The following is a 13,940-nucleotide window of genomic DNA, read 5'->3' as shown; positions in this document are numbered from 1 at the left end:
ATATGGTATGAAAAGCCAATCAATAAAGGCAAGTATTAAAGGCGCTTATGACAACAATTCTTGAAGTAAAGCAGCTCAGCAAACAGTTTTCTGATTTTTATGCGGTCGATAAAATCGATTTTAAAGTGGCAAAAGGGTCTTGCTTTGGGTTACTTGGACCAAATGGTGCAGGCAAAACCACCACAATCGAAATGCTGGAAGGGATATTAACCCCGAGCTCAGGTGAAATTTTATTTAATGGTGAGCAGATCACCCGTGACGATTTTCAGAAATTAGGTATTCAGTTTCAACATACCGCGCTGCAAGATTATTTAACGGTGCGCGAGACACTTAATTTATTTTCCTCTTTTTATAGCAAAACTGTACCTCTTGAAACCTTAATAGCTCAATGTCAGCTGAGTGATTTTATTAATGTAGATCACCGTAAACTTTCTGGAGGGCAAAAACAGCGTTTATTGCTGGCACTGGCACTAATTAATGATCCAGAACTTATCTTTTTAGATGAACCGACAACGGGGCTTGACCCCCACAGTCGTCGCTTATTTTGGGATTTAGTAAATGACATAAAAGCACAAGGTAAAACGATTTTACTCACGACGCATTATATGGATGAAGCTGAGTATTTATGTGATCAAATCGCGATTATGGATAAGGGAAAAGTGATAGCGATGAATAGCCCAGAAAACCTATTACGCGAACACTTTAAAGGTGCGCTTATTTCTTTACCGAAAGAGAACCTGCCGCCATCACATCAGATAAGCAATGTGCAGTTTAGTCAAGACAGTGCGCTTATTCATACCGACGATACCGAAACCACAATTGCGAGCTTGTTAGCGCAGCAAATTTCATTGCAAGGGCTGCAAATTAAATCGGCTAATTTGGATGATTTGTTCCTCAAATTAACGGGGCATGCGCTACAAAATGAAGGAGAGCCGCAACATGTTTAAACGATTTTTAGCGGTGCTTGTGGCGCGAAACTACGAGTTTTTCCGCGATCGCTCAGCGCTCGGTTGGAACCTTGCTTTCCCAATTTTGTTAGTGGTTGGCTTTGCGTTTATTTTTAAAAATGATAATCCAACCTTGTTTAAAATTGGTTATTTAGGCGATTTGCAACAGCACAGTATTAGTCAGTATAAACATTTAGAATTTATTGAATATAGCGATAAATCAAATGCGATTGATAAGCTTAGGCAGCATAAACTGGATTTATTAGTGAGTTTTCATGATAGCCAATATTGGGTTAATGCAAGCTCAGCTAATGGCTATATTGCCGAAAAACTGCTGCTTGCAGAAACTACACAACATCACACTAGTGAGTTTATCAAAGAGACCATCGAAGGGCAGGAAATTCGTTATTTAGATTGGGTAGTGCCCGGAATTTTAGCAATGAATATGATGTTCTCATGCTTGTATGGTGTAGGTTATGTGATTGTACGCTATCGTAAAAATGCGGTGTTAAAGCGTTTAAGTGCAACACCATTAAAACCTGTTGAGTTTTTAGCGGCGCAAATTGTGTCGCGCTTACTGATAGTGGTTGCGCTCACCTCAGGCATTTTTGTCGCTTGTAATTTTATCTTTGATTTTTATTTGTTGGGTAATATGTGGTGGTTATTGCTGCTTTGCATATTAGGTGCTTTTGCACTTATTTCACTTTCATTATTGATTGCCTGTCGCTCGGAGTCTGAAGAATTTACGGGGGGTATTTTAAATTTAGTATCGTGGCCGATGATGATGTTATCTGGGGTGTGGTTTTCCCTAGAAGGTAGCCCCGCATTTGTACAAGCAATTTCGCAAATCTTCCCGCTTACGCAAATGTTGATTGGGGCACGAGCGGTCATGCTTGAAGGCGCAGGCTTTGTTGAAATTGCACCGCAAATTTTTATTTTAGTTGGCCAGAGTATCTTATTTTTGCTGTTAGGTTCGCTGTTGTTCCGTTGGAAAGGGCAAACACGTTAGCTTATTTATTTTCGCCCAGTACAAGTTGGTATTCTTAGCTAACTGGACTAGGCTTTTGTTATCAAAAACAAAATAATAATGCTATGACGCCACAACAAATCGAACTCGTGCAATCGTCTTGGGAAAAAGTCGTGCCGATTGCCAGTGACGCAACCACCATGTTCTATCAGCGCTTATTTACCATAGCGCCACACTTAAAACCCTTGTTTAAAGGCGATATTGAAGAGCAGGGAAAGAAGCTTGCCACCATTTTAACCACTGTGGTGCGAGGGCTTAAGCAACTTGATAAGTTAGAGATGGCTGTATGGCAATTAGGACGACGTCATATTGCCTATGGCGTCTCGATGCCCGACTACCAGCCCGTTGCTGAAGCGCTGCTTTGGACACTAGAGCAGGGCTTAGGTGCAGATTTCACTGTGCAAACAAAAGAAGCTTGGGTTGGCGCCTACACATTACTTGCAAGTGTAATGCAGGCTGGCGCCGATTATCCCTATGCGAATTTTTCGCTTTGGAAAGCAGAACAAGGCTAAATTGAGAATAAGCGTATAAGCAAAATACCAATTGCAAGATGCACTGCAAGTTCAATATTTGCAATGCCGATATTATCTTGTTGCTCAACCTCTATATTGGTTTGCACTTTTGGCAGCGCTAATTTAAGTACCAAAAATGCAGTAATCTGATGCAGTGCAACAAATACAATTACATTCAGCAAAATCATAATGATGTTGTCGATAAAGTTGCCTGGAATAAATTCAATGCTCGACAATGCAGCAAATATCGCCAGTGATAACGCAATCATACGGGCTGCAAAGCGAAGCCCTAGCGAGGTATTATCATAGGCAAAATAGGTTTGCAGTGATGCACCTTGGTTAGTTGCTGAAAAGCCTCGCTCTTGCCAACGAGTGTGCAGTAAGATAACAATTTGAATCGCGCTAAAAGCAATAATATCGGTAAGAAAGGTATTTAAATTGGTTGCTTTTGACCATTTGTATAAACCTAATACCACGATTGAATTTGCCAGTAATACGCCAGTATCTATTAATGCAGCGCACATATTTCGTTTTTCAATTGCTCTAGCTTCATTGAAGTCTGCCAAAATAAGTTTGTTATGGATCCACTTACCTAGCCAGATAAAACTCAATGCTAATGCGAGTGCTAAGGCAAGATGAGGTAGGCTTTCTTGCCACTGTGCAAGGTTAAATTCTCTTGCGATAAACCCCACTACTAAAATAATACTGAAAATTGATGAGGCATAGCTGATGCCCATCGCAAAGTTGTCTTTCTTGGCGAGTTCATTCATTAAGTCGTAATCAGAGCTTGAAGCGCGTAATTGCTTCTTTACCACCATAAGCACTAATAATACTAATAAGCCGGTAATGGCAAATGCGACTAAAAGATCGTTCGAGAGCGTGATATAAGACATAAAAATAGCGTTCTTTTTTGCTAAGATACTAACCTAGCATGAAAAATTAATTGTTAAGAGTGTAAGTAAGTTATGGAGTTAGCACAAGGTTTACAACAGCTCGGGCAGCAGCGTTTTGCTGAACTGTTTGGTGAAGACAAGGTAGATCCTAAAATTGTGACGCTATTGTCATTAAGTGATTTTGCTTTTCGTATTTTAGAGCAGCACCCAAACTTTATTAATTACTTACAAGACCAAACTTGGCTTGCAACGCGACATACGCCAGAGGTTTTTCAACAATCACTTGAGACAATCGATGAAGGTGCAGCTTTTCAAGCCTTAAGAGAATACCGCAACTTATACTGGCTTAAATTAGCCTACTTAGACTTGGTTGATGGCAACGATATTCGCGACAGCATCAGTTATACCTCTCAGTTAAGTGAAACCCTGATTGATTCAGCCTATCGCTGGGCCTATGCGCAAGTAGCGAGTGTTTGGGGAAACCCCATCGATAGTGACGGGCTAGCAATGCCTATGTTGATCCTCGGCATGGGTAAACTTGGCGGGTTTGAACTGAATTATTCATCTGATATTGATTTGATCTTTACCTATCCCTACCAAGTTGAAACACAAGGCGGGCGAAAGTCGTGCGAAGCACAGGTTTTCTTTACTAAGGTTGCACAAAAAACCATTGCTGCACTTAATCAAGTAACGCCTGAAGGGCAAGTATTTCGGGTGGATATGCGTTTGCGTCCATTTGGCGACAGTGGTCCTTTAGTTATGAGCTTTAACGCCATGGAAGAGTATTACCAAGAGCAGGGCCGCGACTGGGAGCGCTACGCCATGTTGAAGGCGAGGTTATTGGGAAGTGAATCATCCTATTGGCAGCAATTTTATGACCTTTTAAGGCCGTTTGTATATCGTAAGTATATTGATTTTTCGGTGATTGAATCACTTAGAAAAATGAAAGCATTGATTGCTCAAGATGTGAGACGCAAGGGGTTAACGGAAAATATTAAGCTTGGTGCTGGTGGAATACGCGAAGCAGAGTTTGTGGTGCAAGCGCTACAAATGATCCGAGGTGGGCGTGAGCCAAGTCTACAAGTGCAATCGTTTTGCAGTGCACTGGAAGCACTTGCTAAGCTTAATGAAGTACCAGAAGATGTTGCCGCTACACTGACCGATGGTTATCTGTTTTTACGCCGAATTGAACAATATTTACAGCAATTTGATGATAAGCAAACGCAAACCTTGCCACAAGATGAACTTGGCCAGCAACGCTTAAGTGCCTTACTAGGTAAGCAGCAGTATGCTGATACCATCGCTGAGATAAACGCTCAAATGGCAATTATTCATACTGAATTTAACGCCATGATTGGTTCAGAAGAGGATGATGAGCAAGAAGTTGATTCGCGCTATGAATTACTTTGGGAAAAACCCAGCATTGAGGTGATTTCATCGCACCAATTATTTGCTGGAGATACTGATTTTTATAGTGTTTTGCATGATTTTAAAGTGCTTAGCAGTAAACGAAAACTCGGCGGTCGCGGCCGCGATGTGCTTGATAAACTACTGCCTAAATTATTGCAGCAAGCGGATAAATGCGGCTGTCAGCCAAGCATTTTGAAACGAGTTCTAGCGGTAATCGAGAAGGTAATTTCACGTACTGCCTATCTAGAATTATTGCTAGAAAACCCAGGTGCTCTGAATCAACTATTTAAACTGTGTGCACATAGTAAATGGATTGGCGATCATTTAGCCTGCTATCCAATTTTGCTTGATGAATTAATCGACCCAGCGCAGCTTTATCGCACGCTGCCACTGAGTGGTTATGAACAAGAAATCCGTCAGTATTTCTTAAGAATTGACGAAAATGACCTTGAAATGCAAATGGAGGCGTTGCGTCAATTTAAACAAACACATCAATTAAAAATTGCGGCAGCTGATGCCACAGGTGTACTTGATGTTATGAAAGTAAGTGACCACTTAACAGCGCTTTCAGAAGCCATTGTAAGTCAGTGCGTTAACTTAGCATGGCAGCAAATGGTAGCACGTTTTGGTTATCCGCCTGCTGCAAATGACGATGAAAAAGGCTTTGCAGTGATAGCTTATGGCAAAGCTGGTGGCATTGAGCTAGGTTATGATTCAGACCTTGATTTAGTCTTTGTGCATAATAGTGACGGTAATGGTCAAACCAATGGCGACAAGCAAATTGATGCTCGCCAGTTTTATTTAAAGCTTGCTCAGCGCTTACTGCATTTATTTAATACACGCACAGCTTCAGGCATTCTTTATGAACTTGATACCCGTTTACGCCCAGAAGGAGCGTCTGGCTTATTAGCAATTAATATTGAAACCTTCCGAGAGTATCAACTGAAACAAGCATGGACTTGGGAGCATCAGGCCTTAGTGCGTGCCAGAATGACCTATGGTCAAACTCAATTACAAGAACGCTTTAATGCTATTCGAAAAGAAGTCTTGTCGCTGACACGTGAACAACAAAAGCTAAAAGATGACGTTGTTAATATGAGACAAAAAATGCGCGATCACCTTATGAAAGGGGATGAGGTATTTTTTGATATTAAACAGGGGCTAGGTGGTATGGCTGATATTGAATTTTTAGCCCAATATTTTGTACTAGCAAATGCCCATCAACAGCCGTTGATCTCTGAGTATTCGGATAACATTCGTATTTTTGAGCGCGCAGCGGAACTTGGTTTAATTGAGCAAAATGAAAAGTTGTCGCTTACATCAGCTTATTGTGAGCTACGCGAGTTATACCATCAAGTAAGTTTACGCCAAGAGGCTAAACTTGTTAGCGTGGCAACTGTTCAAGATAAAACTCAAGCAATAATTGCTATTTGGCAAAAGTACTTAGCGTGAGTTTATGGTAAGTGATAATTGTGTTAAAGCGTTGCTTTTACACAGTTATCACGCACATATCGGGTAGGATTTTCGGTGATTACCGCAGTACCATGTTTATAACAAAAGAAGCCAAAGACATCATTTTCAAAGTCACTGTCGATGGCTTTTGATACTTGGTAAAGTGTGGTGATAAACGTTTCGTCGACACGGAAGTTGTCTTTAATGATGTAGTCTTTATCGAGATACCATAAAAACTCAATACCTTCTTGCTCAGCAAATTCAGAAAGTACCTCTTTAAGGGTTTCACCTTTAGCAAAGCGGCGCGCTTTAATTTCGCCACGCCAGTTAGCTGGGATTTTATTTGAAGTGCTGCGTTGTTTTAGTTTTTCAGCCAGTGATACTTCTGGTTCACCTAAAAGGATTACGTACTTTTCCCGCTCGGTCATCGAGTTAAGTGTGCTGCGAAAACTATTATAAAAATTTGAAAGGCCTTCAGCCGCGGGATTGGATTTTGTATTTGTATCAAAAACCGGGCCTTTACCCAGCAGTAAGTACAGTGCAGCTGCAACTAAGATAATACCTAGGGATAAATGTTTAAGCCAAAACCACACAACAACACTCACAATGTTTAAAATTAAAGCAGGTCAATAATAGCTTTAACCTAATACTAATTTGCATAATACTAATTTCGTATTTTAAGTTGAAATTTAAATTAATATAAGAGCTTAGTTGGTTATTAGCAGCAGCTAAAAAGCATTTTTACTGGTATATGTGAGATAAGTTGTGCCCAAATAGTAAACAGTATTGCTATTTGGGCAAACTAATAAAGGTTACTTTTTATAATGAGATTCAGCGTTTGGATCTTTTTGTGTTTTAAAGCGGCGGTGCAACCACAAGTACTGCTCAGGCGCTTTACGAATCGCGTCTTCCATTGCTTTGTTTACACGGGTAACGTCATCAATATCATTGCCCGTTGGGAAGTTTTCAAATACTGGGCTGACATCTAAGAAGTATTTACCGTCTTTACGATAAGTTGAAAGTGCGACTGTTTCACTGTTTTTACTGCTGGCAAAAATTAGGGTGCCCGTTGTGGTGCAGGTTTCTTCTACTGCAAAAAATGGCACAAATTCAGAACGTTTTCGGCCATAGTCTTGGTCCGGCAAGTAGTAACAAAGTTTTTGTTTGCTGAGTGCCTTTAATAAGTTCTTTACATCACGTTTGGTAACTAACGCCTCACTAAAACGCAGGCGACCATTAACAATGATGTATTCCATTAACGGGTTATTATGGGGGCGATAAAAACCTACACCGGTATTTTGAATGCCCATCATACGACCTGCAACTTCGAGGTGCATCATATGTGGCACTAACATCAATACACCTTTGCCACTGTTAATCGCATTTTCAATATGATGGTAACCGGTAATGCCGCCAAAGTGTTTATTGGCGCGCCACTGGGGCCACCACCACGCCATACCCGATTCAAAAATGGCAATGCCGGTATTTTCTAGATTTTCTTTTACAAGTTTGGCTTGTGCCGTTTTATCTAATTCAGGAAATGCCAGTGCAATGTTGACCTCGGCAATTTTGCGGCGTTTTTTGACAAAACGATAAACTAAACGACCAAGTAATTTACCAAGGCCAATTTGTAGCTTGTATGGTAACCACGAAAGCAAATAGAGAATAAGTACACTTAACCAAGTGAGCCAATATTTAGGAGCGAGAAAAGAGTATGAAAAAGGCGCTTTAGTGATCACAATATCATTTGCAAAAAGTAAAAAATTAGCGCGAGTATATCAAAAAGAAAGGAAAACGTGGGAATAGATTTATTCCCACGAAAAATTACATTACCGAGCTTAGTTTAAACCGCGGTTAATTGCTTCAATATCACTGCGAGACAGGGTACCTTCTGCAAGCTTTAAGCCTAAAGTTGATACTACATAACGGTAACGCACCGCTGATAAATTACGGCTTGCATCGTATAAGTTACGAGTACTAAGTAATACGTCAACAATAGTACGTGTACCCACTTCAAAACCCGCTTCTGTTGCTTGCAGCGCACTTTCTGCAGATACTACTGCTTGCTCAAGTGCACGGTAAGTTGCGATATCTGATACTACTTGGTTGTAAGATGTGCGTACCTGCTTGTTAACATTACGGTATGCACTTTCAAATTCTTGGCTAGCAGCAACAAAGTATTCAGTTGCTTGGTTTACCGCAGCTTGTGTACCACCACCTTGGTAAATTGGCACAGAGAAACCTAAACCTACTTTAGTTTGATCTTTACGAGGGCCAGTTTCGCCAAGACTATCACCATAAGAAGCTGATAGTGTCAGCTTTGGGTAGTGGCCAGCTTTAGCTTGTTCAATTTGCTCTTTCGCAATGTCCACAGATACGCGAGATACTTGCAGGGAAATATTATTTTCTTTTGCAGATTCAACAAATTCAGCACTCTTACGAGCAGGTTTTACTGTTGAAAATTTATCTGTGTTAAGTGCATTTAGCTTTTCGTGATACTTACCAGTGATTTCACCAAGGTTTTCACGCGCTGTTTCAACATCGTTAATTGCAACAATTTCACGTGCTACAGCGTTATCGTATTGAGCTTGTGCTTCATGTACGTCAGTAATTGCTGTAAGACCTACCGCATGGCGCTGTTTTGTTTGCTCAAGCTGGCGTTCAATTGCACGTTTTTCTGCACGAACAAACTCTAAATCGTCTTGGCGTGCAAGCACGTTAAAATAGGCATTTGAAACACGAACAATGAGATTTTGCTGTGCTAGCTGATAGCTTGCATCTGCTTGAAGTGCTTGCTTCTCTGCAATATTTAGTGATTTCCACGAGCCTAAATTGAATAGGTCTTGGTCTAATCTAATACCGCGGCTAAATACATCCGAGTCACCCAGGTCACCGTCTGTTTTTTCATAACCCATTGTTGCACCGATTTGCGGTAGTAAACGAGCCATTGCGATATCAGTGCTGTATTCTTGAGCGTCGCGTGTTGCTTTCGCTTTTAATACTACAGGGTCGTTAGCAAGTGCGATTTCGTATACTTGCATTAAGTCTTCTGCATTTGCATGCGTTACTGAAAAGCCACATGTTAATGCAACAAGCGCAGATAATAGTTTCTTTTTCATAGTTGTTGTCATCCCCAGACAATTTTTGAAAGCATCTTAGCGTGTTTTTTTATTGATTAGAAAAACAATACAGTAAAACAAAGTATTCAAGTGTAACAGAATATGAAAAATTCGTTTTATTGACTTATTAAGCTAAAATACCGAAAAATCGATAGATTATCGAATAGATTTTAAACTAATTGATTCGTTTAATATGGCCAAAATTACAAAATTCAACCAATCAGATGTAGAAATAGTCGCTAAAAAGCGCACATTTAACGGTTTCTTCAAAATAGACGAATACCATTTTCGTCATGCATTATTTGCTGGCGGCCAGTCCGATATTGTTGTTCGTGAAATTTTTGAACGTGGCGATGCGGTTGCGGTCTTACCCTATGACCCAAAATTGGATGCGGTATTACTTATCGAGCAAATTCGCATTGGTGCACTGAGTGACAAGAAATCGCCATGGCTATTGGAAGTGATCGCCGGGATGACAGATGGCAGTACCGATTACGAAAGCGTAGTCAAAAAAGAAGCGAAAGAAGAGTCGGGTATTGAGCTTAGTAATCTTGAGTTTATGTTATCGTACCTTTCAAGCCCCGGTGGTACCTCTGAGCGTTTATACTTATATTATGCTGAAGCGGATTTATCACAAGCGGGTGGGCTTTTCGGTGTGCCTGATGAAGGTGAAGACATTAAAGTGCATGTTTTACCGGTTAAACAGGCGTTTCAGTTACTTGATGAAGGTGAAATGGATAACGCAGCAACTGTGATTTGTTTGCAATGGCTTAAACTGAATATTGAAGCAATAAGAGAGAAGTATCTTACGTGTTAGCACAGGCTTATCGACAAAATTTACCGAAATATATTCGTTTATGTGAGCAAAATTATGCGCGCATAAACCGCCTGTTGCCAAAACAAAATGATAAAGGCGCTGTAAATAAAGTATTAGTTGGCGGTTTTGAATTTACCTTAACCGTGTTAGAAGCATCGCCATATACAAATCTAGTGTCGTTAAAGCAGACTGACAATCAAGTAATTGGGTTTACACGTCCCGACTTAAATGTGCGTGTGTATCATGATGCAAAAGTCGCTGAAGTAGTATGTAAATATTATCCAAAACGGGTTAAACCTGCATATGGTTACCCCAACCCAGATATGCACCAAAAAGATGAAAAATATCAACTTAATGCGTTTTTAAAAGATTGGTTGGAATACTGTATCAACCAAGGCAGAAGTACATTTCATTGGGATACCGACCATGGCGTGGTTTGAGCAAAAAGCGCAGATTGAGAGTAACCAATTAACACTGATTCATATCACCGATAGCCATGTTTTTGCTAATCACGAGGGTGAATATTTTAATGTTAATACGGCAAATTATCTTCGTAAAACTCTCGAGCGTATAAAGTCTATTGACTGTGATGCGATTATTTTTGGTGGTGATTTAACGCAAGATCACAGCGAAGAATCGTATCACTTGTTCGCGCAACTTGTGGTGGAAGCGGGGCTTGCTGACAAGTTTTTTTGGCTGCCGGGCAATCATGATGAACTTGATGTCTATAACCGCGTGTTTACGCAGTATGGTATTGTCAGTTGCAAGTTGTTGCAAAACGCTTATTGGCAAGTGTTATTGGCAAATTCCAAAGGGCCAACACCCGCGGGGCTTATTAGTGAAACGCACTTCACTGAAATTGCATCTGAGCTTAACAATAGCGAAAAATTTACCTTAGTATTTACACATCATCACCCCATTGCCATTAATGGTTATCTCGACAAACACATTTTAGAAAATGGCGATGAGCTGCTTAGTTTGCTATCACGTCATAGTCATGTGAAAGGCCTTGTTCATGGTCATGTGCACAATGAATACAGCTGGTTATTTGACGGTTTTGCGGTATTTGCAACGCCTGCCACATCAATTCAGTTTGAGAAAAATACCCCAGATTGGCAGCAAGTTGACTTAGGTCCGGCGTTTCGTGTGATACGATTACAACAAAATGGCAGTTTAAGCACACAGGTCGTATGGCTAAACAACGCGTAATTTACATTCATGGTTTTAATAGCTCACCAGAATCATTTAAAGCACAACAATTTGGTCAGTATTTAGCGAAACATCATGATGTTGAGTATTTAGTACCAAAACTAAACCACGAACCACGAGAAATTTTGCTGACGCTCGAAGCGTTAATAACACCTAATACAAAATTAATAGGTAGTTCATTGGGCGGATACTTTGCAACTATTTTATCCGAGCGTTATCAACTACCAGCGGTGGTTGTTAATCCGGCTGTTGCACCATTTGACCTAATGCATGATTACCTAGGTACGCAGTACAACCCGTATCAAGATTACTATTACGATGTGACTGAACGTCATGTTGAGCAGTTAAAGCAGTTTTACATTGCAAACTTGTCTCAGCCTGAGTTGATTTTACTTTTACAGCAGATGGGCGATGAAGTATTAGATTTTTCACAGGCGGTCGATTATTATAAAAACTGCCGTCAGCGTATTGAATTTGCTGGCGATCACAGTTTTATTGGGTTCGAACGTTATTTCCCAGATATTGTAGATTTCCTGAAAATATCGTAAAACAGTTATAACTTTAAAAAACGCGCTAAAACCTAGAATTTTTTACCCACAAGGGAAACTAGGTCACCAAAGATAATTAATATAAAAAGAACCGCATTTCATGACGACACAAGATTACAATGCAGAAGCCATTGAGGTATTAAATGGACTTGAACCGGTAAAACGCCGCCCTGGCATGTATACCGATACCACCCGTCCTAACCACCTTGGTCAAGAAGTTATCGATAACAGTGTGGATGAAGCTTTAGCGGGGCATGCATCAAAAATAGATGTCATTCTCCATGAAGATAATTCACTGGAAGTAATCGATGATGGCCGTGGTATGCCGATTGATATTCACCCAGAAGAAGGTATACCTGGGGTAGAACTGATCCTTACTAAACTACACGCCGGTGGTAAGTTCTCTAATAAAAACTACCAATTTTCAGGTGGTTTACACGGGGTTGGTATCTCGGTAGTAAATGCCTTATCAACACGCGTGTTGGTTACAGTTCGTCGTGATGCCAAAGTGTATGAAATTGCTTTTGAAAATGGCGACAAGGTACAAGATTTAACCGAAGTTGGCACTGTGGGTAAGCGCAACACAGGTACTTCTGTTCATTTTTGGCCTGATGCCAGTTACTTTGATTCTGCCAACTTCTCACTGAGTAAGCTAAAGCATTTATTAAAAGCAAAAGCGGTTCTGTGCCCTGGATTACGCATTCGTTTTGTTAATAAGCAAAGCAAAGAAACGATTGAATGGTTCTTTGAAGATGGCTTAAAAGACTATTTAGCAGATGCATTAAAAGAATATGAAGTCTTGCCTAAACAGCCATTTACGGGTGAGTTTGCGGGCTCCACCGAAGGTGTTGATTGGGCTGTGTTATGGTTACCAGAAGGTGGCGAAGGGGTTTCTGAAAGTTATGTAAACCTTATTCCTACGGCACAAGGTGGTACTCATGTAAATGGATTACGCCAAGGCCTACTAGAAGCGATGCGTGAATTCTGTGAATTCCGTAATTTATTGCCTCGCGGTGTTAAATTAACCCCTGATGATATTTGGGATCGCTGTAGCTATGTATTGTCTGTGAAAATGCAAGACCCGCAATTTGCAGGTCAAACCAAAGAAAAACTATCGTCGCGTTCAACCTCTGCGTTTGTCTCTGGTGTCGTGAAAGACTCATTTAGTTTATGGCTAAATGAACACACTGATATTGCCGAATTACTTGCTGAAATTTGTATTAGCAACGCACAAAAACGTATGCGTGCTGCGAAAAAAGTAGTGCGTAAAAAAGTCACCTCAGGCCCAGCTTTACCGGGAAAATTAACCGATTGTAGTACGCAAGAAAGTGAACGCAGTGAACTCTTTTTAGTAGAGGGTGACTCTGCGGGTGGTTCGGCAAAACAAGCCCGCGACCGTGAATTCCAAGCGGTGATGCCACTGCGCGGTAAAATTCTTAATACTTGGGAAGTGGAATCAGGCCAAATCCTTGCGTCACAAGAAGTACATGATATTTCGGTGGCGATTGGTATGGACCCAGATTCAAGCGACTTATCAAATTTACGTTATCACAAGATTTGTATTTTAGCGGATGCGGATTCCGACGGACTGCACATCGCAACACTATTGTGTGCGCTGTTTGTGAAGCATTTCCCTATTTTGGTTGAGCAAGGTCATGTGTATGTAGCAATGCCGCCACTTTATCGTATCGATGTAGGTAAAGAGGTTTACTATGCCCTTGATGAAGATGAAAAAGTCGGCATCTTAGACCGCATTGAAGCAGAGAAAAAACGCGGCAAGGTGAATGTACAACGCTTTAAAGGTTTGGGTGAAATGAACCCAATTCAGCTGCGTGAGACGACAATGGATCCAAATACCCGTCGCTTAGTGCAATTAAGCTTAGCCGGCGATGAAGACACGCTAGAAGTAATGGATATGTTACTTGCCAAAAAGCGCTCAGGCGATCGTCGTGAATGGCTAGAAACCAGTGGTGACCAAGCGGATTCGTGGAACTCATAACAAGCAT

At 40.8% G+C, this 13,940-nt stretch carries 13 protein-coding genes; 9 read left to right on the top strand and 4 right to left on the bottom strand.

From position 1 onward, the window contains the following. The first annotated feature begins 47 nt into the window (after window positions 1-47). From AAEU29_RS15475 to AAEU29_RS15465, 3 genes are all read left to right on the top strand, one after another. Window positions 48-947 (top strand): ABC transporter ATP-binding protein, encoded by a 900-nt coding sequence (locus AAEU29_RS15475; RefSeq protein ID WP_421974159.1) that lies wholly within the window; start codon window positions 48-50, stop codon window positions 945-947. Continuing rightward, window positions 940-1,956 (top strand): ABC transporter permease, encoded by a 1,017-nt coding sequence (locus tag AAEU29_RS15470; protein WP_421974158.1) that lies wholly within the window; start codon window positions 940-942, stop codon window positions 1,954-1,956. The genes AAEU29_RS15475 and AAEU29_RS15470 overlap by 8 nt, the downstream gene beginning before the upstream one ends. 83 nt (window positions 1,957-2,039) lie before the next feature. Then, a complete protein-coding gene (locus AAEU29_RS15465; RefSeq protein ID WP_274761621.1) occupies window positions 2,040-2,486 on the top strand; it encodes a globin family protein in 447 nt (148 codons plus the stop codon). On the opposite strand, the gene AAEU29_RS15460 is transcribed toward AAEU29_RS15465, so the two are convergent. Next, window positions 2,483-3,379: a DUF350 domain-containing protein gene (locus AAEU29_RS15460; RefSeq protein ID WP_421974157.1), complete on the bottom strand. Its 897-nt coding sequence runs from the start codon at window positions 3,377-3,379 to the stop codon at window positions 2,483-2,485. The two genes, AAEU29_RS15465 and AAEU29_RS15460, sit on opposite strands and share 4 nt — an antisense overlap. 72 nt (window positions 3,380-3,451) lie before the next feature. Here AAEU29_RS15460 and glnE point away from each other — a divergent pair, with 72 nt between their 5' ends. Next, entirely contained in the window at window positions 3,452-6,241 is a 2,790-nt protein-coding gene (gene glnE, locus AAEU29_RS15455) for a bifunctional [glutamate--ammonia ligase]-adenylyl-L-tyrosine phosphorylase/[glutamate--ammonia-ligase] adenylyltransferase (RefSeq protein ID WP_421974156.1), read from the top strand. Between the two features lie 23 nt (window positions 6,242-6,264). Here the strand turns inward: glnE and AAEU29_RS15450 are convergent, their stop codons facing one another. The 3 genes from AAEU29_RS15450 to tolC form a co-directional block, all read right to left on the bottom strand. Beyond that, on the bottom strand, window positions 6,265-6,834 hold the full coding sequence (locus AAEU29_RS15450; protein WP_421974155.1) for a TcpQ domain-containing protein: 570 nt from the start codon (window positions 6,832-6,834) through the stop codon (window positions 6,265-6,267). 219 nt (window positions 6,835-7,053) lie between these two features. Further along, window positions 7,054-7,980, bottom strand: coding sequence for an LpxL/LpxP family Kdo(2)-lipid IV(A) lauroyl/palmitoleoyl acyltransferase (gene lpxL, locus AAEU29_RS15445; RefSeq protein ID WP_421974154.1), 927 nt, complete (start codon window positions 7,978-7,980; stop codon window positions 7,054-7,056). Between the two features lie 99 nt (window positions 7,981-8,079). Next, entirely contained in the window at window positions 8,080-9,360 is a 1,281-nt protein-coding gene (tolC, locus tag AAEU29_RS15440; RefSeq protein WP_421974153.1) for an outer membrane channel protein TolC, read from the bottom strand. Window positions 9,361-9,553: 193 nt separating this feature from the next. On the opposite strand from tolC, the gene AAEU29_RS15435 reads away from it, so the two are divergent. The 5 genes from AAEU29_RS15435 to parE all read left to right on the top strand — a co-directional run bounded on the left by AAEU29_RS15435 (window position 9,554) and on the right by parE (window position 13,933). Then, window positions 9,554-10,177 (top strand): NUDIX domain-containing protein, encoded by a 624-nt coding sequence (locus AAEU29_RS15435; protein WP_421974152.1) that lies wholly within the window; start codon window positions 9,554-9,556, stop codon window positions 10,175-10,177. Next, complete coding sequence (locus AAEU29_RS15430; RefSeq protein ID WP_274761629.1) at window positions 10,171-10,617, top strand: DUF1249 domain-containing protein; 447 nt, start codon at window positions 10,171-10,173, stop codon at window positions 10,615-10,617. The genes AAEU29_RS15435 and AAEU29_RS15430 overlap by 7 nt, the downstream gene beginning before the upstream one ends. Then, on the top strand, window positions 10,604-11,386 hold the full coding sequence (locus AAEU29_RS15425; RefSeq protein WP_421974151.1) for a metallophosphoesterase: 783 nt from the start codon (window positions 10,604-10,606) through the stop codon (window positions 11,384-11,386). The genes AAEU29_RS15430 and AAEU29_RS15425 overlap by 14 nt, the downstream gene beginning before the upstream one ends. Beyond that, entirely contained in the window at window positions 11,368-11,934 is a 567-nt protein-coding gene (locus AAEU29_RS15420; RefSeq protein ID WP_421974150.1) for a YqiA/YcfP family alpha/beta fold hydrolase, read from the top strand. Before AAEU29_RS15425 ends, AAEU29_RS15420 begins: the two co-directional genes overlap by 19 nt. Window positions 11,935-12,034: 100 nt before the next feature. Beyond that, complete coding sequence (parE, locus tag AAEU29_RS15415; protein WP_421974149.1) at window positions 12,035-13,933, top strand: DNA topoisomerase IV subunit B; 1,899 nt, start codon at window positions 12,035-12,037, stop codon at window positions 13,931-13,933. The last annotated feature ends 7 nt before the right edge of the window (window positions 13,934-13,940 follow it).

This window comes from Pseudoalteromonas aquimarina, assembly GCF_049257255.1.
GTDB lineage: Bacteria > Pseudomonadota > Gammaproteobacteria > Enterobacterales > Alteromonadaceae > Pseudoalteromonas.
The sequence above is the reverse complement of the archived record's forward strand: the minus strand, read 5'-3'. Positions and strand labels throughout refer to the sequence as shown.